Source organism: Nocardia sp. NPDC050175, from assembly GCF_044459885.1.
Taxonomy (GTDB): Bacteria; Actinomycetota; Actinomycetes; order Mycobacteriales; family Mycobacteriaceae; genus Nocardia.
The window spans coordinates 512,865-537,411 of sequence record NZ_JBITJI010000007.1 but is presented as its reverse complement, the minus strand read 5'-3'; the positions used below and the strand labels follow the sequence as shown (position 1 = coordinate 537,411).

Genomic DNA, 24,547 nt, shown 5'->3' with positions numbered 1-24,547 from the left:
CCCAGATCACTATTCGGAACGAGGATCACCCCATGGCGCACCTCACGGCGCTGGACACAGTAGACGTCCGGTTCCCGACGTCGCGCGAGCTGGACGGCTCGGACGCGATGAACCCCGACCCCGACTATTCGGCGGCCTACGTGATCCTTCGGACCGACGACCCGGCCGGGCCGGAAGGTCACGGCTTCGCGTTCACCATCGGCCGCGGCAACGATGTGCAGCGTGTGGCCATCCAGTCGCTCGCGCATTTGGTCGTCGGCCGCTCGGTGGCCGAAATCGCTGGGAACCTCGGAGGATTCGCCCGCGACCTCGCCGCCGATTCCCAATTGCGTTGGCTCGGACCGGAGAAGGGCGTCATGCAGATGGCGGTGGGCGCGGTGCTCAATGCCGCCTGGGACCTCGCCGCGAAGCTCGCCGGAAAACCGGTGTGGCAGTTGGTATCCGAGATGTCGCCGGAACAGATCGTCGACCTGATCGACTTCCGCTACCTCACCGACGCCATGACACCCGATGAGGCATTGGAGATCCTGCGCCGCGCCGAACCGGGCCGACGCGAGCGCACGGCCCGCCTCCTCGACACCGGCTACCCGGCGTACACGACCTCGCCGGGCTGGCTCGGCTACTCCGACGACAAGCTGGCCCGGCTGGCCCGCCAGGCGGTGGCCGACGGATTCGACACCATCAAGATCAAGGTCGGCCGCGATGTGGAAGAGGACGTGCGCCGGGTCAAGGTCGCCAGGGAGGCGATCGGACCCGATATCGGGCTGGCCGTCGACGCCAACCAACGCTGGGACGTCGACACTGCCGTGGACTGGATTTCCCGGCTGGCGCAGGCGAATCCGGCCTGGGTCGAGGAACCGACCAGCCCGGACGACATCCTCGGTCACGCCGAGATCCGCCGCCGGGTCGCGCCGGTGCGCATCTCGACCGGCGAGCACGGCCAGAACCGGATCCTGTTCAAGCAACTGCTGCAGGCCGGTTCGGTCGACCTCCTGCAGATCGACGCGGCCAGGGTCGCCGGCGTCAACGAGAATCTGGCAATCCTGTTGCTGGCGGCCAAGTTCGGCGTCCCGGTGGTGCCGCACGCGGGCGGTGTAGGCCTGTGTGAACTGGTCCAGCATCTGGCGATGATCGACTACGTGGCGATCACCGGGACCACGCACGACCGCGCGATCGAATATGTCGACCATCTGCACGAGCATTTCCGGCATCCGGTGCGCGTGGTCCACGGCCGCTACCTTGCCCCGCGCGAGCCCGGTTTCAGCGCCGAGATGCTGCCCGACTCGCTCCGCGACTACGCCTATCCGACCGGAGCCGCGTGGCGCGCGGATCCGCAGGCCCGCTCGACCCAACCGCAGGAGAACTCATGAAAACCGCCAGCATCATCGGCGTAGCCCTCGGCGCCACACTGGTCATCGCCTCGGGCGCCGCGTGTACCCGGGAGTCCACCGGCACCGGGGGCAGCGCCCCGGCCGTCACCGTCGGCGTCGGCGCGGACAACGGTGTCCTCGTCGGCGCGGACCAGCCCCGCTCGGATTCCGACTTCTGGAGTGCCTACGCGGGCTATCTAGGCCCGAAAGCCGCTGCCGCGGGCGTGAAGCTGGAGAACACGTCCTCCGACAACGACGCCAACCGGCTCAAGTCGAACGTCGACACCCTGCTGTCCAAGAACGTCAAGGCGATCATCATGGCACCGCAGGACACTGCCGCCGTGAAGCCCGCGCTCACCGCGGCGGCCGCGAAGAACGTGCCGGTGGTCAGCGTCGACACCCGCCCTGACAGCGGCGGCGTGTACATGGTTGTGCGCGCGGACAACCGCGCCTACGGTACCAAGTCGTGCCTCTATCTCGGCGAAACCCTCAAGGGCGCAGGCAAAGTCGTCGAATTCCAAGGTGACCTGAGTTCGATCAACGGCCGCGATCGGTCGGAGGCGTTCGCGGACTGCATGAAAACGCGGTACCCCGGCATCAAGGTGATCGAGATCCCGACCGACTGGAAGGGCGATCGCGCAGTCTCGGGCCTGCAGGACAAATTGCTGACCGACCCCGACATCAACGGCATCTACATGCAGGCGGGTGGCGTGTTCCTGCAGTCGACGATGGCTCTGCTGCGGCGCAGCAACAAACTGGTGAAAGCCGGTGAGCCGGGCCACATCACGATCGTGTCGAACGACGGCATCAAGGCCGAACTGGACGCCATCGAAGCGGGCGAGATCGACGCGACCATCTCCCAGCCCGCTGACCTGTACGCGCAGTACGCGGCGTTCTATGCCAAGTCTGCCATCGACGGCCGCAAGTTCACCCCGGGTCCCACCGATCACGGGTCGACGATCATCGACACCGGCGTCGGCGGCACGCTCGAAGACCAGCTGCCCGCCCCGATCGTCACCCGAACGGGCGGCAAGGTCGGCGAACTCGACACCCTGAACACCACCGCGCCCGGGCTGTGGGGTCACGGCGGATGACCGGCGAACCGATCGCGGAGGCGATCGACGTGTCGAAACGATTCGGCCGCAACGTGATTGCGCTGGATCGGGTCGGACTGCGGGTGGAAGTGGGGCGGACCCACGCGCTGGTCGGGCGCAACGGCGCCGGGAAGTCGACGCTGGTGTCGATCTTGACCGGACTCGCGACTCCCGATGAGGGGGAGGTGCGATTCAACGGTCTCCCAGCGCCGTCGCCCGCCGACCGGGACGCATGGCGATCCCGGGTGGCGTGCGTGTATCAGAAGTCGACAATCATTCCGGACCTGTCGGTAGCGGAGAATCTGTTCGTCAACAGCCAGGGCTTAGGCGGCCGAATCATCAACTGGCGCAAGCTGCGCGGGCGCGCCCGCGAACTGCTCGACACCTGGTCGGTGCCCGTCGACGTCGACACCGTGGCCCGCGATCTGTCCGTGGAACATCGTCAGCTGGTCGAGATCGCCCGCTCGCTCTCGCACGGTGCGCGTTTCATCATCTTGGACGAGCCGACCGCGCAACTCGACGGACCCGCGATCAAGCGGTTGTTCAGCAGGATTCGGGACCTGCAGACGCAGGGCGTCACCTTCCTGTTCATCTCCCATCACCTCGACGAGACCTACGAAATCTGCCAGGACATCACCGTTTTCCGGGACGCCAGGTACGTGCTGACCGCGCCGGTCGCCGAACTCGGCAAGAAGGAACTCATCGCCGCGATGACCGGTGACTCGGTCGAACTCGAGACGCCGGTCGCACGGAGCGATCCCGATACCGCGGCGGCACCCACGCTGCGGGTCGAAGGCCTCTCGCGGGCAGACGAATTCGAGGAGGTCGGGTTCGAGGTGCGGCCGGGGGAGATCGTCGGCCTCGCGGGCGGTGGCAGCAGCGGCCGGATCGAGGTCGCCGAGACCATCGTCGGATTGCACAAGGCGGCAACGGGTTCCATCCTCGTATCCGGCAGTCGGCTACGCCACGGCGGGGTTCGGGCCGCGCTCGACGCGGGTATCGGATTCGTGCCACGGGATCGGCACGAGGAGGGCCTGATTCCGGAGATGAGCGTCGCCGACAACGCCACCCTGACGGTGCCGCGCCGACTGGGGCGCTTCGGACTCCTGTCCCGCCGCGCCCGGAACACAGTGGCGGGCAAGGCAATCGACGATCTCGGGATCAAGACCGAAGGGCCCGACCAGAGCGTCGCCGAACTGTCCGGCGGCAATCAGCAGAAGGTGGTGTTCGCCCGTGCGCTGGCCACCGAGCCCGCGGTGCTGGTGCTGATCACGCCGACGGCGGGCGTCGACGTCCGGTCGAAGGAGACGCTGCGCGGTGTCGTGCGCGACGCCGCGGACCGGGGCACCGCCGTGCTGGTGGTGTCGGACGAACTCGACGATCTGCGCGACTGCGACCGCGTCCTGGTGATGGTGCAGGGCCGGATCGCCGCGGAATTCGAGCAGGGCTGGGGCGACAAGGAACTCGTCGCCGCGATGGAAGGACTGTCATGACCCCGATCGCCACCGGGCGCGAATCCGCCGCCCGCGCGTCCACCGCGACCCGGCGGCCGGCGCTGCGCTGGGGCGCGCTGCGCGACTTCCTGCTGGTGCCGCCGATCCTGCTGGTGCTGGTGGTCGGCTACTTCATCAACACCAACTTCGTGTCGTCGACCAACCTCACCAACGTGCTGACCTCGATGAGCGGCATCGCGCTCATCGTGCTGGCCGAGGTGCTGGTGCTGGTCGTGGGCCGGATGGACCTGTCGCTCGAGTCGACCTTCGGGCTCGCCCCCGGCGTCGCCATCTGGGCGACCATGGGCACCGCCAAGGTGGGCGCCTACACCTGGACCTCGCCGTGGATGGCCATCCCGATCGCGCTACTCGTCGGGCTCGCCGTCGGCGCGCTGAACGGCGTGCTGATCGTGCGGTTCGGGCTGAACGGCTTCATCGTCACCCTCGCGATGCTCATCGCCCTGCGCGGCCTGCTCACCTTCCTCACCGAAGGCTTCACGCTCACCAAGATTCCGCCGTCGGTCGAATGGCTCGGCAACACCCGGATATTGGGTGTTCCGGTCGACGTGGCGGTCTGCCTGGCGCTGTTCCTCGTCGGCTATCTCGTGCTCACCTATACGACGGCCGGGCGGGCACTCTATGCCGTCGGCGGCAACGAGGCCGCCGCGCGGGCCGCGGGCATCCGCACCGACAACGTCGTCATCGCCGTGCTGGTCGTCGCGGGCGGGCTCGCCGCGATCGGCGGACTCATCTACTCGGGGCAGTTCGCCAGCGTGCAGGTGAGCCAGGGCGATGGGATGATCTTCCAGGTGTTCGCCGCCTGCGTGATCGGCGGAGTCGCGCTCAACGGCGGGCGCGGCTCGGTGCTCGGCGCGTTCTTCGGCGTGCTGATCCTCACGCTGATCCAGAAGCTGCTGTCCTACGGCGGGGTGAGCGCCGACTCGCTGAAGTTCATCAACGGCGCGCTGATCCTGGTCGCCCTGGTGATCACCCGCATCGCCAGCGGACGACGGCAGGAGTGAGCGTGCGAATCGCGTTGCACACCAAGCTGAAACCGGGTGCCGCGGCGGAGTATGAGGCGGCGCACCGTGCGGTGCCTGCCGAGCTTGTCGCCGCCATCAAAGATGCCGGAGCCACGTCCTGGACTATCTGGCGCAGCGGCACCGATCTGTTCCATGTGATCGACTGTGCCGCTTACGATCTGCTACTGAGCCGGTTGGCGGAGCTGCCCGTCAACATTGCCTGGCAGCTGCGGATCAACGAGTATCTCGAAGCGTCGCACGACTACTCGGAAGTCGGGACTGATGCGGCGCTGCCAGTCGTGTGGGAGCTAGGCGGGTGAATGACGTAGCCGACATCGTCCTCGGCGGAGCGGGATACGCGGGCCTGTTTCGCGCGGTCGACGAGAAGGATGCCCAGGCGGGCATCGCGGCGGCCTGGGACGCGGGAATTCGCGCCTTCGACACCGCCCCGCATTACGGTGCGGGCAGCAGCGAAGAACGTCTCGGCCGGTTCCTGCGATCGCGGGCGGAGTACACGATATCGACGAAGGTGGGACGGCTGCTCTATGACGATCCATCGGCCCTCGATGGTGTCGATGACTTCTATGGAGCACCGAAACGCTCACGGCGGCGGGACTATTCGGCGGCAGGCATACGGCGATCATTGGAAGACTCACTGGAACGACTCGGCCTGGACCGGGTCGACCAGCTACTGATCCACGACCCGGACAACCATCAGGATCAAACACTGGCCGAGGCGATCCCCGAACTGGTCCGGATGCGCGACGCCGGCACGGTCTCCGGCATCGGAGTCGGCGTCAACGACGTGGACGTAGCACTGCGCTTCATGCGGGAAACCACTATCGATCATGTAATGATCGCAGGCAGATACACATTGCTCGACCGGCGAGCGGAAGCCGAGCTACTCCCAGAATGCGCGCACCGCGGCGTTCGAGTTCTCGTCGCCGGTGTCCTGAACAGCGGAATCCTGGCTGACCCGTTGCGCAGAGCCACCTTCGACTACCGGCCCGCCCAGCGCCACATCATCGAACGCGCACAGACGATGGACCGACTCTGCGCGAAATACGACGTCCCGCTGCGTGCGGCCGCCCTACAGTTCCCACGCCGGAACCCAGCGGTCGCCGCCACCGTCATCGGCGCGGGCACCAAGACCGAAGTCGAGGACACCATCGCAATGCTGAACACCGTTGTCCCAGAAGACCTCTGGCGCGCCCTGGACCGATGCGCATGACCCGCCGCGACTCAGCCTGCCGCGCGGCGCAACCACTCCATCACGCCCGCCACGTGGGCGAGGGCGCGGGCCTGCGCCAGTTCCGGGTCGCGGGCGGCGATCGCGTCACAGATGCCGCGATGCTCGGCGACGGTGCGCTCGAACGCCCGCTCCTCGGTCATGCCGCGCCAGATCCGGGCCCGCGTCGTCGGCAGCGACAGCGAATCCAACAGGGAGGCAAGCACTTTGTTGCCAGAGGCGGCGGCGATGGCGGCGTGGAACTCGAGATCCAGCGCGACCAGCTCGGTCACCGAGGTGGTCTCCGGCACGACGAGGGTGCGCAGGTGCGCGATCCCCTCCTCCGTCATCGACTGCGCGGCCAGGGCGGTGGCGGCGGGCTCGAGGATGCGCCGGATGCCGAGCACGTCCAATACCGAGTTGTCCTGGTGGAATTCGAGCAGAAAGCTCATCGCGTCGAGCAGCGACTTCGGCTCCAGGCTGGCCACATAGGTGCCGTCGCCCTGCCGCACGTCCAGGATCCGGACCAGCGACAGCGCCCGGACCGCTTCGCGCAGCGAGTTGCGCGAGACGCCGAGCTCCGCGGCGAGGTCCGCTTCGCGGGGCAGCCGGGCGCCGGGCTCCAGATCGCCCGAGATGATCATCGCCTTGATCTTCGCAATCGCGTCGTCGGTAACCGACACCTGTTTCCTTCGCCCTCGAGGATGTGAAGCTATGCCTCCGATGACTGTAGACTCTCATGTCCATATTTGGCGGGTGGACGGCGGAACATTCGGCGTCGAGTACGACTGGCTCACCGAAACATCGGATGTGTTGTATCGAAATTACACCCTGGCGGATGTGCAGCCAGAGTTGACCGAGCATGGTGTCGGCGCGATCGTCTTGGTCCAGGCCGCCGATTCGCTCGCCGAAAATCGCGCGTTGCTGGCCGCCGCGACGGCCTCGCCGCACCCGACCGCCGTGGTCGGCTGGCTGCCGCTGCATCGGCCCGAGCTCGTCGCCGCCGAACTGCCCGGGCTGCGTGCGCATCCCGAGTTCGTCGGCGTCCGGCACATGATCCACCGCGACCCGGATCCGAAATGGCTACTGCGCCCCGAGGTTTCGGATGGCCTCGCGCAGCTCGCCGAGGCGGGCTTGGTCTTCGACGCGGTGGCCGAGCGACCGGACCTGCTCGCACAGATCCCACTGATCGCCCGCGACCACCCCGACCTGACCATCGTCCTGGACCACCTGGGCAAGCCGCCGATCGCGACCGGCGACTGGCAACCGTGGGCCGACCTGCTCGCCGAGGCCGCCACCCAGCCGAACGTGGTCGCCAAGATCTCCGGCCTGGCCACGGTATCCGGCGCCGAGATCACCGCCCGACGCTGGCAGCCCTACGTCGATCACGCGGTGGCCTGCTTCGGGCCGGAGCGCCTGATGGTCGGCGGCGACTGGCCTTTCACGCTCACCGCCGCGTCGTATCGGACCGTCTGGCAGACCACTCTGGCGACGCTGGCCCATCTGACGCCCGCCGACCGCGTGCAGATACTGACCGAAGTCGCTTGGCGCACTTACCAACTGCCGCTCGCCCCGACCTGGATGACCGAAGGAGAACCCGAATGAAATTGCAGCGCATCGGCGAAACAGGTGCCGAGCGGCCGATCGCTGTCGACGGCGAATACGCCTACGATCTGAGCTCGCTCACCGCGGACATCGACGGTGACTTCCTCGCCGCGGACGGCATCGAAGCCGTCGGCGCAGCGCTGGCGGCGGACCGACTGCCCCGCGTCGATATCGCGGGCGAGCGCGTCGGTGCCCCGATCGCCCGCCCGCAAGCGGTGTGGTGCGTCGGCATGAACTACGCCGCGCACGCCGCAGAGTCGGGTTCGGCACCGCCGCAGACCCCCGTCGTCTTCTTCAAGACCCCGAACACCGTGGTCGGCCCGTACGACGACGTGCTCATCCCGCGCGGCTCCGAAAAGACCGATTGGGAAGTAGAACTCGCGGTGGTGATCGGCCGCCGCGCCCGCTACCTGGACTCCGTCGACGAGGCGATGAATCACATTGCCGGATACACCATCTCGAACGACGTCTCCGAACGCGCCTTCCAACTCGAACAATCGGGCGGGCAGTGGTCGAAAGGCAAGTGCTGCGAGACCTTCAACCCGCTCGGTCCCGCCCTCGTCCCACGCGACCAGCTCGACCCGGGCAACCTGCGCTTGCGTTCCTTCGTGAACGGCGAAGCCCGCCAGGACTCCAGCACCGCCGACCTCATCTTCGACGTCGGCTACCTCGTCTGGCATCTGTCCCAGTACGCGGTGCTCGAACCGGGCGACATCATCAACACCGGAACCCCGGCGGGCGTCGCCCTTTCCGGTCGTTTCCCGTACCTGCGTGACGGTGACGTGGTGGAGGTCGAGATCGAGGGGATCGGCCGGGCGCGGCAGCGATGCCGCAACGCCATGCGGGCGCGCGAATCATCGCCACCGGCCTCGGTCGAGGCGTGAGCTATTCGGCGGCAAGGACTTCCAGCGCCCGGTCCACGTCTTCGGCAACGTTGTACAGGTGGAACGAGAAGCGCAGCCCACCGTTTCGCGCCGAGGTGACGACATCGGCCTGCTCCAGGCGTGTTGCCGCATCACCCGCACCGGGGACCGTGACGATAGGCGAGCGGCTCGGCACCCAGGTGAGGCCGAGCTCGGTCAGTCCGGCGCGGAAACGATCGGCCAGCTCGAGGTTGTGCGCGTTGATCTTCTCGACCGTCAACTCCTCGATCAGCGAGATCCCCGCGCTCGCCGCGACCACACCGAACCAGTCGGGGGTCGAATCGAAGCGACGGGCGGTGCTCGGCAGCTTCGCCGGGCTGTACATCTCGGCCCACGGATCCGCGGCCGCGTACCAACCGGGCGCGACCGGCCGGATCGTCTCGATCGCCTCGGGTGCCGCGGCGAAGAAGGCGACGCTGCGCGCGCCGATCAACCACTTGAACGTCGCGCACACCCAGTAGTCCGCGTCGGCCAGGCTCAGCGGCAGCCAGCTCGCCGCCTGCGTGGCATCCACCAGCAGCCGGGCGCCGTGCGACCGAGTGGCCGCGCGCAGCGTCGGCAGATCCGTCATCCGCCCGTCCGCCGACTGCACCACGCTCACCGCGACCAGCGCGGTCTCCGGCCGCACCTCCTCGGCCAGCCGCTCCAGCGGCACCACGCGCACCACCAGGTCGCCGCGGTGCAGGAAAGGCATGCTGACCGAGGCGAATTCCCCCTCGGCGACCAGCACCTCGGCGCCCGGCGGCAGCGCGACGGCGACCGGGCCGATCAACTGGGCGACAGTGCTGCCGAACGCGATGTCGTCCGCGGTGGCACCCGCCAGCAGCCGCGCGTACGACTCCCGCAGGCGGGGCACCAGATGATCGTTCGTCGAGGGACCGCCGCGGCCCGCTGCCCATTGCGCGTTCATGTCACGGATCGCGGTCAGTGAGCGCGCGGACGGCAGCCCATACGAGGCGGTGTTGAGGTAGCTGACTTCGGATGAGAACTCGTTGGGCGCAAGGGAGGACATGGTAGGAGCATCCGCCGCCGTCGCGGACCAGTCCAGCGCCAGCACCCCGAAAGTGGACCGTTATGTCGGCATCAGCGCCCGGATCTGGTCGCGCAGCGTCGCCGCGGTCTCGGCGATCCGCTCGTTCTCCAGCGCGTCGGCGTCCGGCGGGACGGGCGCTCCGAAGGTCAGTACGACGAGGAGCCGGTCGAATATCGAGGCGATACGTGCCAAGTCGTCGTTGCTGAGCGATGGGTCGGGCAGATGCTGTGCCATCGGGATGAGGATGGATGCCGATGCGGCCGCGGCCGCGCGTTGGCGGCGTCGTTCACCGTCGACGTCCGGACAGCCTGCGACGAACGAGGTTTCGTGGTGCCGCAGGGCAAGGGCATACCAGATCTCGGCGATATCGATGCGGTGATCGTGGTCGTGCAGGTTGGCGTAGACGGTGCGCGCCAGGGCGCCGGCGCGATCGGCGGCACTGACTTCGGTTGCGCCCCAGGTGAGTCCGATGAGCCGGACCAGCGTGGTCGCCATGCGTTCGAGGTCGGCATCGGTGAATGCGGGATCGGGCAGGGCCTCGGCCATCGGCGCCAGGATCGCGAGGGCCTGTGCGGCGGCATTGCGTTGGCTGAGTTGTTCGGCGGCGGGATCGGGGCAGTTCGGATGGAAGGACACCTCGTGGTGGTATTGACTTTCTCCGGTCCAGGAGCCGGCGATATCGAGGCGATGATCGCCGGGCAGCTGCGCGAAGAGGTCGCGGCTGAGGGCGGTGGCGGCGGCCGCGTCGGTGGCGGTGGGGGAGCCGAAGGCGAGGTAGCCGCTGAGATCGGCGATGGTGGCCGCCAGGTCGGCGCGTTGCTGTTCGGTCGGGTTGTCCTCGGTCGCCAGGAATTGATAGATCGGCCAGGCATTGTGGGCGGCCGCGAGCTGCACGGGGATGTCGTGGGGATGCGCGGCTTGCGCGGTCGCGTGCCATTGGCCCGCGCCGGCGCGGAGGGCGTCGCTGCTGATCGTGTGGTCGTCGAGGCGTGCTCGCCGGAAGTGGTCGACGTTCTCCATCGTGAGCGCGTGCGCCGCACGGTAATTCGAGTCGTGGAACAGCTTCAGGGCCCGCTGGAGATAGGCCCGTGTGAGGTTCTGGTACCACGACGCGCAGGCGGGAGTGCCGGTTCGCTTGGCGTGGATGGGGTTTCGGAAGTCGAGTCGCAACGGCGCGTCGCAGTCCGGATAGCTGATCTCCAGGTAGCCGGTATGCATGTCGGACCTGAGGTAGGGACCCTGGACCAGCGGCAGCCCAGTGAAAACGTCCAGTGTGGTCTGCGTGTGGTCGACGGTGAACGGCGTGATGTAAGGCCGGTACTTGATTTCGGTGAAGAACCTGAAGGTGAAGCTTTCGTCGTTGGGCGCGACGAAGACGTATTGTCCTTCTACCGCAAGAGGATCGGGAAAGGTGTTGCGCTCGAGGATCTTCCGGGTCCACTCGGTGAAATCTGTCGTGGCCTCGGTGGCGTAGATCAGGCCGAGGTTGTCCATCGTGCCCGCACCCGAGGACGTCCGGTAGGCCGCGACATAGAAGCCTAGCTTCCCGTAGTCCGGCATGTCGGTGTTGAAATTCATGAAGTACCACGGGCCCTGGGCCGGCGTGAGCGTCAATTGCAGCCACTTATCGGGAATGCGGAGGTTGACGCCGCAGGCGAAGCCGTGCTCGACGGCGGTGTTCACCGCATTGCGCGAGTCCGGCCACGGATCGAACCGGATCAGTTCGTGGAACAGCACATCGGCGCGAGTCGGCATCAGCGTGGTGGCCTGGGCGATGGCGGTGCCGTTGGTGCCGGTGAACAGTTCGACATCGGAATCGGAGCTCGACCCGCTGTTGAGGAACATCCCACCCGCGGTCAGCAGGAACGACCGCGACTTGAAGTACGTCTCCACACCGGGATCGGTCTCTTCGCCATGCGGCGCGGTGGGCCGCGGACCTTGGAAGAAACGGTGCTGCACAGCCGGATACGTGGTCATCGCGAGGACATACGCCGCGGCGGGCGGACGGTAGGTCGACGTGCCGACGATCAGTCCCTCGATCGCCCACTCGTTGGGGAATCCCGGATACGGCGTGCCGTCCGGCGCCGACGGACCGGCATACATCTGCCAGAACCCGGTGTGCGGATGGCCGTGAATGTCGTAGAGGTCATCGAGATCGGAGTGTTCCTTGCGCCGCCGGAACGGCCCGACTTGCCGCTTTCGGTTGCTGGAGACCGCGAACTTCACGGCGAGATAGTCGAGCACGATGCGCGCGCCGACGGTCATGGTGTGGTCGGTGGCGAACTCGTAGAGGTTCAGCACCGCATGCGTCGACTGTCGTTGGTAGGTACGGGAATTGAACTCGATGAAGTCGTGACAGGCGCGGTCGTGCAGATAGCTGAACAGCTAGTCGAACATGCCGTTGGCCAGATTGTCGTACCGGGCGTCCCCGGTGCGCTGGAACAGGTATTGGTTGGTCAGATACCGGGTCGACTCGATCATCAACAGGTGGTTTTCGGTTTCCGGGCCGAGAAATACGCCGTAGGACACTGTTTCGATGTCGGGGTCGTGCGGTCCCCTGATGGCCGGGGGCACCAACTCCCGGAACAGATGATCACGTTGACTGTCGGTGACCAGCGCCGGGTAGCGAAAGGCGATCGGCATCAGGCCCTTGAGGGTCATGTCGTAGTCGCGATCAGTGCCAACCTGGCCGAGCGGGATGTCGTGCAGGGTGACCGCCACGATGAGACGGCTCGGCCATTCGCCTGGGGCACACCGGAAGTCGCTGTCCTGCCCGGCCGCGTGCAGATGCGCGGTCAACACCGCGGTGATGTCCTCGCCGTTGTTCTGCCGGAACAGCTCGACCGGGCGATCCCGAATGAAGCGCCGCGCCAACGCTTCCGTGCGTCCGGACTGGCCGGCGTACCCGTGCTCGGGACTGCCGTCGAGCGCGGGCATCGCGTCCTGCACCGGGATCGCGTGAAAGGTCAACTGCAGGCCGAACTTCCGGCCTTCCGGGTCGGTGACCCGAATCAGGTACTGGCCGTCCGGGTGCTTCGGATAGAACCGCATATGGCTCGAACTGGCCGCATCGTGGGCCCAATCGAACCAGAGCGCGTCCGGATACAGCGCCGGAGCCTTGAACTCGGGCTCCGCCGAACCGGAGTCGAGGCAGATCGCCTCGAACAGGGACAGGTCGACACTGCCCACCGGATAAGGATTGACGTTCGGAATATGGCCCCAGTGCGTCACGATGAACGGACCACGCTGATACGCGAGGATGGCCATCTCCGGCCCGAGATCGGGGTAAGCGGCAATGGTGCCGCGTTCGAACCGCTGGACGTGATAGTTACCGCCACCGACTTCCTCGGCGGCCACCGGCAGGCCGAGCGGTCCGTCCCAGGCACCGAACAGATGCCAACGCTCGGCGATCAATCCGGTCACCGGCGGGTGCTCGCTCGGCGCCTCGCCCGCCGTGACACCGACGGCGACGCCGACGAGCGCGGTCCAGCCCTGCAGGCTGCGCTCTCCGGAAAACACGGTCGGGCCGTCGCAGCCCTTCACCCGGAACAGATACGAGCCGAAACCCTGCAGCCGCACCCACACTCGCCCCTGGGTCGGCCGGACGATCTGCAGGTTGATGTGCGGCCCCTCCAGGCCGTCGTGGCTGACCTCATAGCGGAAGTAGTCGTAATGGAAGGTGTCGACGATCTTCCACTCGAACACCGCGACATCCCACAGCCGGGCCGCGCCGAGGATGGCCCGCTGATCGCGCGACCACGCGATGGAGCCGCGCTCATAGGACTGCCGCCGCCCCACCGGATCGACGATGTCGTACACCGGACCGGTCGGGCGGCCGTAGGGACCGAATTCGGCACCGGTTTCGCGCCAGTAGTCCTCGATCAAGCCGTCGAATTCGCTGCCTGACATAGCCGGTCCTCCTGCTGAGGCGATGGCCGACGACGACCCGCCACGAACCCGAACTAGTCAGTATGCGCGGATTGCCCTATTTCGGCGTCGGTGTCGCCCACATATTCGACAGCAATTGATGGCTGGGCGTGTCGGCGAGCGACTGCATCGATTCGTAGATCCGTTGGTAAGTGGTCGAGGTGATGCGCCAGCTGCCGTCGGCGTCGAGGCGGTAGGTGTCGGAGTAGTACCCGGCACCGCGGATCAGCACGCCGTATTCGGTGGCGATGACGGTGTCCTCGAAACCCCATGAGCCAGTGGCCGTCTCGCCGTCGACGGCGATCTCGGGATGGCTCGCGATATGCACCGTGACCACCGACCGGCCGAGGTTCTCCCGCATGAACGCGGTGATGGCCGCGCGACCGTCCAGGTTGAGCGGTTCGCCGAGTGCGTGGGTGCCGTAGCGGCCCACGGCGTCGACGGCGAGGGTGTCGGCGAACTCGTCCCACCGTTTTAGGTCGAGCGTCCGAAAGTATCGGTACTTGAGTTGACGGACGGCTTCGATGGCGGCGAGATCCATCTGCTCAGCCTGGCACGCCACCGCGTGCCAGACAATAACCTGTTCTACTTTCGCGGCCCGGAGGTGTCCCGCGTCGACCGATGGGTACTCGACTCGATGAGGCATGCCGAAGCCAGCGCATGCGCTCACCGCACCGAAAGTCTCGTCACGATCGGGAGTTTGCCTTGAAGAGCCCTGTTACCTCGCCCAACCCGCACGATCCGTCGCTCGATCAAGCGGTCGCGCTGCACGCCGCGGCGACCCGTCTGGAGGAAGAGTTCGACGGCCTCATCGGCGACGACGCCATCGAACAGTTCCTCCGCTCGGCCTACGACCACGTCGCCGACCACGCCACCATCGACAACTTCCTCCCGCTGCTCGCCGAGCGCTACACCCGAGAGTGGTTGTACGCCTTGGTCGGCCAGCACGACAGCACGGCATAGCTGTCAAGCTTCGCTCCCGGCTACCGAGAAGATCCGTAGTGGTCTCCGTAGTTTCCGGGATTCCACTTCGTGCGCGCCGAGGCACTGTGATGGGTGACACAAACGTGATCTAAGCTCTAGGCGAGCACCACAGTGGAGGTGAGCTATGACGGTCGAGGCGGTAACCTCTCCCGAATCCGGCGAGTTATCGGGACCGGTGTCCGCTCGGCCGCCGCAGCCACCGGTGTCCATGATCGAACGAATGACGTTGATACTGGACGCTTTCGACGGCGCGACACCGACGCTCACCCTACTCGGATTGTCCGAACGCACCGGCCTGCCACGTTCCACGGTGCATCGCATCCTCGACCAGATGATCCGACTACGCTGGCTCGCGCACGCACCTGGCGGCTATCGACTGGGCATGCGCACCCTCGAGCTCGGCGGACTTGCCGCCGACCACAACGAGATTCGCGATGTGGTCAGCCCGCTGCTGCACGATCTCTGTCAACGCACCGGCATGGTCGGACACCTCGGCGTGCTCGACGGTCGCGAGGTGCTCTATCTCGACAAGGCGGGCGGCCGGTTCGCCGCCACGGTGCCGACCCGGCTCGGCGGCCGAATGCCCGCGCACTGTACGGCACTCGGCAAGGCGCTGCTCGCGTCGCTCGAGCCGAGCATCGTCGAGACGTCGTTCCGTGATCACCTGCCGCAGCTGACCGCCCGAACCATTTGCGACAGAGCCGAATTGCACCGCGAGCTCGCCAGGATCCGGCAGCGGCAGGGCGTCGCGGTGGACAACGAGGAATCGGTGGCGGGCATTGCCTGCGTCGCCGTTCCTATTCGCGGTCGCGGTGCCGCGGTGGCCGCACTGTCGTTGTCCGGTCAAATCGGCAGCGAGCGAGCGGCTTTGGATACCGCGCGGCTGGCCCGCGTGCTGGTCGAGGTCGCGCACGAGGCCGGTCGATCCCTCTTCCCGCGCCACGCCCGCTGGCGCTGAGCCGCGGCGGTTACCCGCTCAGTGCGGGATCGCGTCGATGATGGCCCGCGCGCCTTGGCGGAGCAGATCCGCGCCGACGAAGAAGCCGAGCGCCTGCGGGTCTTCCGGGACACCCCAATGATGGGAGTCCAGCCACTTGGCACCGTCCAGACTGAATACCTTGCCGTGCAGGGTGAGTCGGCCGGTGCGGTCGGTGGTCGCGTAACCCGCGATGGGGGAGTTGCAGTGCCCTTGCAGCGCGTGCAGCATTGCGCGCTCGGCATCGGCCTGGCGATGCGTGTCCGGGTCGTCGAGACGCGCGGACAGCTCCAGCAGTTCGGTGTCGCCGGCCCGGCATGCCAGCGTGATGATGCCAGCGCCGATGGGCGGGCACATGGTGTCCAGGTCCAGCGTTTCGGTGATCCGATGGGCCTGGTCGACGCGGTGCAGGCCGGAGACGGCCGCGATCAGCACGTCGATGTGGCCCTCTTCGAGGCGCGCCAGCCGGGTATTGACGTTGCCGCGCAACGGCTTGACCGTCAGGTGCGGGTAGTGCAGGCGCAGCTGCGCGGCCCGGCGCACCGAGCTGGTGCCGACGACGGTGCCCTCGGGCTGGTCGGCCAGCGGGGCGCCGTTACCGGTGATGATCGCGTCGTGCACGTCGTCGCGCGGCAGATATCCGGCGAACGCCAACCCCTCCGGCACCGGAATATCGCCGGGGATGTCCTTGAGACAGTGCACCGCGAGATCGGCCTCGTCCACCAGCAGCGCGTGGTCGATCTCCTTGACGAAGGCGCCCTTGCCACCGAGCTTGGCCAGATCACCCATCCAGCGATCACCCGCGGTGGTGACCTTGACCAGCTCACTGTCCATCCCCTGCGCGGCGAGCAGTGCGGCAACCTGCTCCGCCTGGGCCAACGCCATGGGGCTGGATCGAGTGGCGATCCGAATAATGCGCGAACGCGACATGCCGCGCACGTTACTCCAGCCCGCCCCGGCAAGCCGCACCACCTCTGATTTGCGGCACCGAGAATCGCATGCGATTTCCGGTGCGAGAAATCGGAAATGGTGCGGCGCGGCCGTACTGGCGCGGTGACAATAGGGCGACGGCACTCGGAGTAGGAGCATCGCGTGATGTACAGCGACGAACATCAGGAGTTCCGGGCGATGGTCCGGCGTTACGTCGAGCAGAAGATCAATCCGCACGTGGACGAGTGGGAGCGGGCCGAAATGATGCCGCTGCACGAGATCTTCGCGGACATGGCCAAGCTCGGCATCCTCGGGCTGGAGTACGACCCGGCCTATTCGGGGCAGGGCGCCGACCATCTGTTCACCGTGGTGCTGTGCCAGGAACTGGGTCGCGTCGCGCACGGGTCGTTTCCGATGGCGCTCGGCGTGCACGTCGCGATGGCGACGCCGTCGCTGCACGCGCACGGCAGCGAGGAACTCAAGCAGGAGTATCTCGCGCCCGCCATGCGCGGCGAAACAGTCTGTGGCGTAGCGGTTACCGAGCCGGAGGCCGGTTCGGACGTGGCGGGGATCCGGACCAGCGCGCGCCGGGACGGCGACGACTGGGTGATCAACGGGTCGAAGGTGTTCATCACCAATGCCGTTCAGGCGGACTGGTTGTGCACGCTGGTGCGCACCTCGCCGGAGGGCGGGTATCGCGGGATGAGCCAGATCATCGTGCCCACCGACGTGCCCGGCTTCCGAGTGGACCGCAAGCTCGACAAGCTGGGCATGCGCGCCTCCGACACCGGCCTGCTGACCTTCGAGGACGTGCGAGTTCCGGTGCGCAACACCATCGGCGAGATCGGCCGCGGCTTCCAGCAGCAGATGTCGCAGTTCGTGATGGAGCGGATGTTCGCCGCCTACAGTGCGCCGATCAGCTGCGCCTTGCAGTTGGAGCTGACGCGTGACTACGCCAAGCAGCGAAAGGTGTTCGGCCAGCCGCTGACCGCGAACCAATACCTGCAGTACACCTACGCCGAGCTCGCCGCCAAAGTGGACCTGCTGCGCGTCTATACCGAGGCCACCGCTCAGTCCTACACCGACGGTGGTGACGTGACCCGGATGGCCACGATCGCCAAGCTCGAGGCGGGCAGGCTGTCCCGTCAGGTGGCGGACTGGTGCCTGCAGATCCACGGCGGCACGGGTTATATGGAGGAGACCTGGACTTCCCGCGCGTATCGGGACAGTCGGCTGCTGAGCATCGGCGGCGGCGCGGACGAGGTCATGCTGCGCGTGCTCTCGCTGATGGACGGCTTCGCATAGCACGAGTCGGCCCTCGTGACATGGGGTTTCGCGTGGCGACCTGGCTCGGCCGACCGTTGTTTTTCCGGTGGGCCGCAGGAGTGTCCAGTAGTGTGCTGGGCATTTGCCCCATGCTTGCTGAAGCGTGAGTCTTTCACTGCGTAGAATTTTCGTTCCCGACATGCGACGACCGTTCGGCTGCTTTCCTATGGACGTCAGGAGCGACAGTCCGTGATCAGGTGAGCCGTTAGTCGGGGAGCGATGCACCGGATACCGATCAACCAACGACACTTCCGCTCGGGGTGGCTGTGGTCCGCGATCGGCTTGGTCGCCATCGCGGGCGTGGCCGTATGGCTGACCCGCCCGGAGCCGCTGCACTGCGATACGCCGAACGCGCTGGCCCAGTCGGCGACCTCGAATGTGCTGGTCCAGTCGCCGACCTCGCGAACGCCATTGGCTACCAGCAGCATTGAGCCCACTGCGGCTCCTGCGGCGGAACCACAACCCGTCGTCTCGGGCGAGGCGCGCTTCTATGCGTTCAGCCCGGGAGTTTCCTGCTCGTTCCCGGGGCTACCGATGGACGGCTTCTATGTAGGGATGTCGACGCCGGAGTTCGGCAAGGCCGATCCGTGCGGCGCGTACCTCGACATCCAGGGGCCGCGCGGTGACGTGCGGGCGCTCATCGTGGACCGTTGCCCGGCATGTGCTCCGGGACAACTGGATTTGAGCGTCGCGGCCTTCACCCAGCTCGCCGATCTGTCCGACGGCGTGGCGAAGGTCCGCTACAGCGTGGTACGCAATCCGGAGCCGCCGCCGGAGCTGTTCTATCAGGTGAAGCCGGACTCCAGCAGCGCCTGGTTCGCGATCCTGTTCAGTGGATCGGGGAACCCGTTGCGGGAGGTCGCTATTCGGCCGAACACCGGCGGCGCGTGGCAGAGCCTCACCCGGGGCATGGACAACTACTGGTCCATCTCCCGCGCCGGGAATGGACCGTTCGACGCGCGCGTCACCGACGTGCACGGCGACCAGGCGGTGATTCTCGGTATCACCCTGCAGCCGGGTACCCGCGCGACCGGCACTCGGCTCTATGCCGAGACGCCGCCGCCCGTCCCTTCCGAAACCACTCAGCCGCAGCTGATTCCGCCGCCGACCTCGCTGGCCGCCGCCTCGCAGCAACCGTCCGCGAGCTGCAAGCCCTAACGCAGTTTCGCGGCGAGTGCCTTGCCCGCGGCGCGCCCGGAGAAGATGCAGCCGCCGAGGAAGGTGCCTTCCAGCGCGTTGTAGCCGTGCACGCCGCCACCGCCGAACCCGGCCACCTCGCCCGCCGCGTAGAGGCCGGGGAACTCGGTGCCGTCCGGGCGCATCACCTGCGAGTCGAGGTTGGTCTGCAAGCCGCCCAACGTCTTTCGGGTGAGGATGTTCAACCGCACCGCGATGAGCGGGCCTGCCTTCGGGTCGAGGATGCGGTGCGGCTTGGCGACCCGGCTCACCTTGTCGCCGAGGAACTGGCGCGCGTTGGTGATCGCCATCAGTTGGCTGTCCTTGGAGTACTTGTTCGCCACCTCCCGGTCCCTGGCGACGATTTGCTGTTCGAGTGCGTCGTAGTCGAGCTGCGGGCCCCGCGCGATCTTGTTCATCCCGGCCACCAGCTCACGCAGGTTGTCCGCGACCACGAAGTCGACGCCGTGCTGCTTGAACGCCTCCACCGGACCGGGCGCGCCCTTGGCGAGTCGGCTCTTGAGGGTGAATTTGAGGTCCTTGCCGGTGATGTCGGGATTCTGCTCCGAACCCGACAGCGCGAATTCCTTCTCGATGATCGACTGGGTGAGCACGAACCAGGAGTAGTCGTAGCCGGTGGCCAGGATCTCCTTCATCGTGGACATGGTGTCGAAACCGGGGAAACACGGTGCGGGCAAACGCTTTCCGTTCGCGTCGAACCAGAGCGAGGACGGCCCGGGGATGATTCGGATGCCGTGGTCGGGCCAGATCGAGTCCCAGTTGTTGATGCCCTCGGTGTAGTGCCACATGCGATCCCGGTTGACGATGGCGCCGCCCGCCGATTCGGTGATGCCGAGCATCCGCCCGTCCACGTGCGCCGGTACGCCGGAGATCATCGTCTCCGGGCATTTGCCGAGCCGCTCGGTGGGCCAGTTGCGCCGGATCAACTCGTGGTTGTGCCCGATGCCACCGGAGGTGACGATCACCGCCTTGGCCCGGAACTCGAACTCGCCGAAAATGTTTCGCGACGACGCCTTACCGCGCTCGAGATCCGTCTCCTCCAGCACGCTGCCACGTACCCCGACCACGGCGCCGTCCTCGACGATCAGCTCGTCGACCCGATGCCGGAAACTGAAGCCGACCAAGCCTTTCCGCTCACCTTCGAGCACCGGCTCGGCGAACACCCGCACCACCTCGGGCCCAGTGCCCCAGGTGAGGTGGAAGCGCGGCACCGAATTGCCGTGCCCGTCGGCGAAACCGCCGCCGCGCTCGGCCCAGCTGATCAGCGGCGTCACCCGCAGCCCGAGTTCGTGCAGATACTCGCGCTTCTCGTCGGTCGCGAACCGCACGTACGCCTGTGCCCACTGCCGGCCCCACCGATCCTCGTCGTCGCGGTCGAAACCGGCGGAGCCGAGCCAATCCTGCAGCGCCAGGTCATAGGAGTCCTTGATGCCGAGGCGCCGCTGCTCCGGGGTATCCACCATGAACAGCCCGCCGAGCGACCAAAACGCTTGCCCGCCGAGGTTGTTGCGATTCTCCTGGTCGAGCACGAGCACCTTGCGGCCCGCCTTGACCAGTTCGTGGGTCGCGACCAGGCCGGCCAGCCCGGCGCCGACGACGATGACGTCTGCCTGGGTGGCGAATGCGGAATCGGACATGTTCATCCTTCGAGTTCGGTGCTGTAGGCCAGCACGACGTGGTAGATGAGGTCGGTACGTCTGCGCCGCACGACGCGGCTGCGCGGTTCCATGAGCACCTGCACGCTGGTGCCGTCGTGCACGGCGACGAGCGCCTGGCCGAGCGCCTCCGGATCGGGCACAGTGCGGCCGATCTTGGCCAGCCCGGCGACGATGGTCGGCATCAAGGCGTTCACGATGGCCTCTTCGCGTGCGGCCATCACCCTGCGCAGTTCGGGATTGCGCAAGGCGTGTGTGGTGAACTCCGCGGTGATCCGATACCAGCCTTCGTCGACCGGGACCGCGCGCTCCAGGCGTTCTATCGAGGTGCGCACGTCTTCGGTGCCGACCGGGATCTCGTCGAGCATCCGCTGCACGCCGTCGAGCATGGCGGCCGAGCGCTGTTCCCACATGGCCAGGAACAGCTCGTCGAGCGAGGCGAAATTGGAGTAGAAGGCGCCGCGGGTGAATCCGGCCCGCTCGCAGACTCGTTCCACGGTGGCCTTGCCGAAGCCCTCCTCGGCGAACGCCTCGTAGGCCGCGGTGAGCAATCGATCCCTGGTCTCGGCGCGGCGGCGGGTGACCCGGGTCGCCGAGGTCTTGGCTTCGGTGGACGACGCCAACGGGCACCTCCTCTGGCGCGACCGGCGAGCGCCGGTCAAATGGATACAGAAATGTATTCAATACATAAATGTATCAGAAGCGGAGCTGTGACGTGGCGAAATCGGACGAGTAGGGTGGGCGCAGCTCGATACGACCGTGCATCCTGACCACGAGGGGAGATCGGTATGAACGAGGTTGCCGGGACCGCATCGATGAGCGGCTGGCGGGTGCGCCGCCCCGGGCCGATCGACGCGGTGCCGTTGGACCTGGTGCGTGAGCCGGTTCCGGAACCCGCGGCCGACGAGCTACTCGTGCGCGTGCTGGCGTGTGGGGTGTGCCGCACGGATCTGCACGTCGCCGAGGGGGACTTACCGGTGCATCGGGTAGGGGTGGTGCCCGGACATGAGGTGGTCGGGGAGGTCGTTGCCGTCGGTTCGGCCGTTGGTTCGGCGGCGGAGGAGTCGCGGTTCACCGAGGCCTTCGCCGTGGGTGACCGTGTCGGCATCGCTTGGTTGCGGCACACCTGCGGTGCCTGCAAGTACTGCCTGCGCGGTGCCGAAAACCTCTGCCCGCGTTCGGAATACACCGGCTGGGACGCGGACGGCGGTTACGCCGAATTCGCCACTGTGCCAGCGACTTACGCGCTGCGGCTACCGGAGGGTTACGCCGATACCGAGCTGGCGCCGCTGCTGTGCGCGGGCATCATCGGTTACCGCGCGCTGCAACGAGCCGAGCTGCCGCCGGGTGGACGTCTCGGTCTTTACGGCTTCGGCGGCAGTGCACATATCGCCGCGCAGGTCGCGCTGGCCCGCGGCGCGGAGCTGCACGTGATGACCCGCGACCCGGCCGCGCAGGAGCTGGCGCGCGAGCTCGGCGCCAACTCGGTGCAGGGTGCCGCGGATCCGCCTCCGGTGCAACTGGATTCGGCGATCTTGTTCGCGCCCGTCGGCACCCTGGTGCCGCCCGCGCTCGAGGCGCTCGATCGCGGCGGCATCCTCGCGATCGCCGGCATCCACCTCAGCGACATCCCGGCCCTGAATTACCAGCGGCATCTGTTCCAGGAGCGGGAAATTCGCTCGGTCACCGCGAACACCCGCACCGACGCGCGCGAATTTCTCACCCTCGCAGGCGAACATCGCATAGAAGTGACCACCCGTGGGTACTCCCTAGGGATGGCAAATGAGGCTCTCGCCGACCTCGCGCACGGACGTTTCACCGGCGCAGCGGTTCTCGTGCCATAGAAAAGGTACAGCAGGACACGATTCGGCGCTGAGTACGCATCGTTCGGGTCGTTTTCCTTGACGGCTCGCTTCGCCGTTCTTACCTTCGCAGATATAGCCGAGTGGCACTTGTCTCTGACAAGTGTCATTCGGCTTCTCACAACGGCGTGAGTGGGTGATCACGATGGCAAACCGGAAGGTAATTCATTTCGAGAAGTGGCGGGTGGTGCAAGCATTCGTTGTGCTACTGCTCGTCGCGGGATTCGGAGCGACGACGGGATTGCCCGCGCTGGCCTCGCCCTGCGCGGCCGTCGACGTCGTAGTCGCCAGGGGCACCCAGGAACCCGGGTACCTCGGTGCGGTGGCCGGTGACCCGCTCTACGACACCCTGCTGCGCACGCTGCCGGTGAGTTCGGTCGCCTACCGGGTCAATTACCCTGCGGACCTGCTGGATCCGGCGTCGATCAGCCGAGGCACCCAGGACATGACCGCGCACGTGCTGTGGCAGGCCGCGGCCTGTCCGGACCAGCGGTTCGTCCTGGTCGGCTACTCGCAGGGCGCGGTGGTCACGCACGGTGTGCTCGGTACCGGCCTGGTGACGGCGATGGGTGGCATCAGCTCGCTGCCGGTCGACCTCGAATCACGGGTCGCCGCAGTGCTGTTGTTCGGTGATCCGCTGCGGCTGACCGGCTCGAACGTGCCGGACCTGTACGCGTGGCGCACCGGAAACTACTGCACGGCCGGTGATCCGGTCTGCACCGGCGGCGGCGATCCGACCCAGCACTCCAACTACGCCTGGGCCATGTGGCCTGCGGCGCAGCTGGTCGCGAGCCGGGTGTAAGTCTCCTGCGCAGCGGGGTCCGACATCTCGTCGGACCCCGCTGTCGGTTGTGCGGGCGCCAATTGTGCGCCTGCACAGCAAATTCTCTGAAACGCCCGCTGTCCTTTTCGATTCGGATACGCTGCGGCGAAATCCCGTGGAACGCGGACAGTTCGAGTGGTGCGGGTCCGGCATGCGTGATAGGAACAGCAAATGTCCGATGATCCCGACATCGCACAAGCCCGGGTATTTCTGGACTTGCTCGCCGCACACGCACGCACCCTCGCACGTGCCATCAATACCGCCGAAAGGACTTTCCAAGCGCAGCGCCTCCGCGAACTACACGCCGAGCTGCACACGGTCCGCCACTGCATCGCCCGAATCCACTACCGCTATCCCGATATCATGCCAACGAACCGCGCCCGAATCTGATTGATCGCCCACCCGATCGCGCACAATTAGCGCAATGCACCGCGCCCCACCACATCAAGCCCCGCGCCGCGCCCGTCCCGCCGCGCCCGTCCCGTTCCGTCTTGCCGCGTCCGTCCCGTCTCGCCGCGTCCGTCCCGTCTCGCCGCGCCCGTCCCGTCTCGCCGCGCCGCGCCGCGCCGCGCCGCGCCGCGCCCAAGATTGCCAGCCGATTCGCGCGCAGCGCACCAACCGACGCGCGGCGCACGCGCAACTACCCTCCCGCCGCTGCAACGTTTCTCAGCATTCGCGCCTACACCAGGCGCTCACAGCGGAAGGGAGCTGGCGACGCACACGGTCTGCCCGACCACGCACGAAATCGCTGGCTGATTCCCCCCAGCGCACCAGTCGCCAACAGCTGCACCCTCACTCGGTATCCGCACTGGCTTTAGGGCCCTAAAGCCAGTGCAGATCCCGAGTCCCGGTGCAGATCCACGCCGCCAACGGCGAGCAAGCTTTGCCCGCGCACGAGTTGTGCTGCCGCGCGCGAGATTGCCAGCAATATCGTGCGCGGCTGTACAGTTCATGCGCGGCGACGACCGTCGGATCATGCGATTGCCCGACCATCGTCTACTTCGATCCGTCCGCCCCCGCCGGGTGATCCCACGGAGCGCCATTACCTTCCACAGGGAGCTGAGGGAGCTGAGCCCCTGTGAAGGGTATGCAGGCTCTG

The 24,547-nt window shown here is 66.9% G+C and carries 23 protein-coding genes; 15 read left to right on the top strand and 8 right to left on the bottom strand.

Features of this window, described 5'->3' with window-relative positions; all coding sequences use genetic code 11:
* The first annotated feature begins 32 nt into the window (after positions 1–32).
* Genes ACIBK2_RS26470 through ACIBK2_RS26445 form a run of 6 tightly spaced genes read left to right on the top strand, consistent with a single transcriptional unit; the run spans position 33 to position 6,210 of the window.
* Complete coding sequence (locus tag ACIBK2_RS26470; RefSeq protein WP_396970774.1) at positions 33–1,370, top strand: enolase C-terminal domain-like protein; 1,338 nt, start codon at positions 33–35, stop codon at positions 1,368–1,370.
* Positions 1,367–2,464 carry a sugar ABC transporter substrate-binding protein gene (locus ACIBK2_RS26465; RefSeq protein WP_396970772.1) on the top strand — a complete coding sequence of 366 codons (1,098 nt, stop codon included), beginning with the start codon at positions 1,367–1,369 and terminating at the stop codon, positions 2,462–2,464. Before ACIBK2_RS26470 ends, ACIBK2_RS26465 begins: the two co-directional genes overlap by 4 nt.
* Positions 2,461–3,957: a sugar ABC transporter ATP-binding protein gene (locus tag ACIBK2_RS26460; protein WP_396970770.1), complete on the top strand. Its 1,497-nt coding sequence runs from the start codon at positions 2,461–2,463 to the stop codon at positions 3,955–3,957. The genes ACIBK2_RS26465 and ACIBK2_RS26460 overlap by 4 nt, the downstream gene beginning before the upstream one ends.
* Complete coding sequence (locus tag ACIBK2_RS26455) at positions 3,954–4,979, top strand: ABC transporter permease (protein ID WP_396970769.1); 1,026 nt, start codon at positions 3,954–3,956, stop codon at positions 4,977–4,979. The genes ACIBK2_RS26460 and ACIBK2_RS26455 overlap by 4 nt, the downstream gene beginning before the upstream one ends.
* 2 nt (positions 4,980–4,981) lie before the next feature.
* Entirely contained in the window at positions 4,982–5,299 is a 318-nt protein-coding gene (locus tag ACIBK2_RS26450; protein WP_396970767.1) for an L-rhamnose mutarotase, read from the top strand.
* Positions 5,296–6,210 (top strand): aldo/keto reductase, encoded by a 915-nt coding sequence (locus tag ACIBK2_RS26445; RefSeq protein ID WP_396970765.1) that lies wholly within the window; start codon positions 5,296–5,298, stop codon positions 6,208–6,210. The genes ACIBK2_RS26450 and ACIBK2_RS26445 overlap by 4 nt, the downstream gene beginning before the upstream one ends.
* An 11-nt stretch (positions 6,211–6,221) precedes the next feature.
* Here the strand turns inward: ACIBK2_RS26445 and ACIBK2_RS26440 are convergent, their stop codons facing one another.
* Positions 6,222–6,890 (bottom strand): FadR/GntR family transcriptional regulator, encoded by a 669-nt coding sequence (locus tag ACIBK2_RS26440; protein ID WP_396970763.1) that lies wholly within the window; start codon positions 6,888–6,890, stop codon positions 6,222–6,224.
* Between the two features lie 40 nt (positions 6,891–6,930).
* Between ACIBK2_RS26440 and ACIBK2_RS26435 the strand changes: the two genes are divergently transcribed.
* Positions 6,931–7,812 carry an amidohydrolase family protein gene (locus ACIBK2_RS26435; protein WP_396970761.1) on the top strand — a complete coding sequence of 294 codons (882 nt, stop codon included), beginning with the start codon at positions 6,931–6,933 and terminating at the stop codon, positions 7,810–7,812.
* Positions 7,809–8,696 (top strand): fumarylacetoacetate hydrolase family protein, encoded by an 888-nt coding sequence (locus tag ACIBK2_RS26430; RefSeq protein WP_396970760.1) that lies wholly within the window; start codon positions 7,809–7,811, stop codon positions 8,694–8,696. Before ACIBK2_RS26435 ends, ACIBK2_RS26430 begins: the two co-directional genes overlap by 4 nt.
* A 1-nt stretch (position 8,697) precedes the next feature.
* On the opposite strand, the gene ACIBK2_RS26425 is transcribed toward ACIBK2_RS26430, so the two are convergent.
* From ACIBK2_RS26425 to ACIBK2_RS26410, 4 genes are all read right to left on the bottom strand, one after another.
* Positions 8,698–9,747 carry an aminotransferase class V-fold PLP-dependent enzyme gene (locus ACIBK2_RS26425; protein WP_396970758.1) on the bottom strand — a complete coding sequence of 350 codons (1,050 nt, stop codon included), beginning with the start codon at positions 9,745–9,747 and terminating at the stop codon, positions 8,698–8,700.
* A 60-nt stretch (positions 9,748–9,807) separates the two neighbouring features.
* Positions 9,808–12,069: a hypothetical protein gene (locus tag ACIBK2_RS26420; RefSeq protein WP_396970756.1), complete on the bottom strand. Its 2,262-nt coding sequence runs from the start codon at positions 12,067–12,069 to the stop codon at positions 9,808–9,810.
* A gap of 84 nt (positions 12,070–12,153) precedes the next feature.
* Positions 12,154–13,677 carry an LGFP repeat-containing protein gene (locus ACIBK2_RS26415; RefSeq protein WP_396970754.1) on the bottom strand — a complete coding sequence of 508 codons (1,524 nt, stop codon included), beginning with the start codon at positions 13,675–13,677 and terminating at the stop codon, positions 12,154–12,156.
* A gap of 76 nt (positions 13,678–13,753) precedes the next feature.
* Positions 13,754–14,236, bottom strand: a complete 483-nt coding sequence (locus ACIBK2_RS26410; protein ID WP_396970752.1) for a nuclear transport factor 2 family protein — start codon at positions 14,234–14,236, stop codon at positions 13,754–13,756.
* 164 nt (positions 14,237–14,400) lie between these two features.
* Here ACIBK2_RS26410 and ACIBK2_RS26405 point away from each other — a divergent pair, with 164 nt between their 5' ends.
* Together ACIBK2_RS26405 and ACIBK2_RS26400 are read left to right on the top strand one after the other, a co-directional pair.
* Complete coding sequence (locus tag ACIBK2_RS26405) at positions 14,401–14,658, top strand: three-helix bundle dimerization domain-containing protein (RefSeq protein WP_396970750.1); 258 nt, start codon at positions 14,401–14,403, stop codon at positions 14,656–14,658.
* A gap of 145 nt (positions 14,659–14,803) precedes the next feature.
* Positions 14,804–15,637, top strand: coding sequence for an IclR family transcriptional regulator (locus ACIBK2_RS26400; RefSeq protein ID WP_396970749.1), 834 nt, complete (start codon positions 14,804–14,806; stop codon positions 15,635–15,637).
* An 18-nt stretch (positions 15,638–15,655) separates the two neighbouring features.
* Here ACIBK2_RS26400 and hemC read toward each other — a convergent pair whose 3' ends face one another.
* On the bottom strand, positions 15,656–16,585 hold the full coding sequence (gene hemC, locus ACIBK2_RS26395) for a hydroxymethylbilane synthase (protein WP_396970747.1): 930 nt from the start codon (positions 16,583–16,585) through the stop codon (positions 15,656–15,658).
* Positions 16,586–16,747: 162 nt separating this feature from the next.
* Between hemC and ACIBK2_RS26390 the strand changes: the two genes are divergently transcribed.
* On the top strand, positions 16,748–17,890 hold the full coding sequence (locus ACIBK2_RS26390; RefSeq protein ID WP_396970746.1) for an acyl-CoA dehydrogenase family protein: 1,143 nt from the start codon (positions 16,748–16,750) through the stop codon (positions 17,888–17,890).
* A 240-nt stretch (positions 17,891–18,130) separates the two neighbouring features.
* Positions 18,131–19,069 carry an expansin EXLX1 family cellulose-binding protein gene (locus tag ACIBK2_RS26385; protein ID WP_396970745.1) on the top strand — a complete coding sequence of 313 codons (939 nt, stop codon included), beginning with the start codon at positions 18,131–18,133 and terminating at the stop codon, positions 19,067–19,069.
* On the opposite strand, the gene ACIBK2_RS26380 is transcribed toward ACIBK2_RS26385, so the two are convergent.
* Positions 19,066–20,751, bottom strand: coding sequence for an FAD-binding dehydrogenase (locus tag ACIBK2_RS26380; RefSeq protein ID WP_396970744.1), 1,686 nt, complete (start codon positions 20,749–20,751; stop codon positions 19,066–19,068). The genes ACIBK2_RS26385 and ACIBK2_RS26380 overlap by 4 nt on opposite strands.
* Positions 20,748–21,386, bottom strand: a complete 639-nt coding sequence (locus ACIBK2_RS26375; protein WP_396970743.1) for a TetR/AcrR family transcriptional regulator — start codon at positions 21,384–21,386, stop codon at positions 20,748–20,750. Before ACIBK2_RS26375 ends, ACIBK2_RS26380 begins: the two co-directional genes overlap by 4 nt.
* A gap of 192 nt (positions 21,387–21,578) precedes the next feature.
* Here ACIBK2_RS26375 and ACIBK2_RS26370 point away from each other — a divergent pair, with 192 nt between their 5' ends.
* The 3 genes from ACIBK2_RS26370 (at position 21,579) to ACIBK2_RS26360 (ending at position 23,838) form a co-directional block, all read left to right on the top strand.
* Positions 21,579–22,607 carry a zinc-binding alcohol dehydrogenase family protein gene (locus tag ACIBK2_RS26370; protein ID WP_396970838.1) on the top strand — a complete coding sequence of 343 codons (1,029 nt, stop codon included), beginning with the start codon at positions 21,579–21,581 and terminating at the stop codon, positions 22,605–22,607.
* Between the two features lie 163 nt (positions 22,608–22,770).
* Positions 22,771–23,427: a cutinase family protein gene (locus ACIBK2_RS26365; RefSeq protein ID WP_396970741.1), complete on the top strand. Its 657-nt coding sequence runs from the start codon at positions 22,771–22,773 to the stop codon at positions 23,425–23,427.
* A 192-nt stretch (positions 23,428–23,619) separates the two neighbouring features.
* Positions 23,620–23,838 (top strand): hypothetical protein, encoded by a 219-nt coding sequence (locus tag ACIBK2_RS26360; RefSeq protein WP_396970739.1) that lies wholly within the window; start codon positions 23,620–23,622, stop codon positions 23,836–23,838.
* The last annotated feature ends 709 nt before the right edge of the window (positions 23,839–24,547 follow it).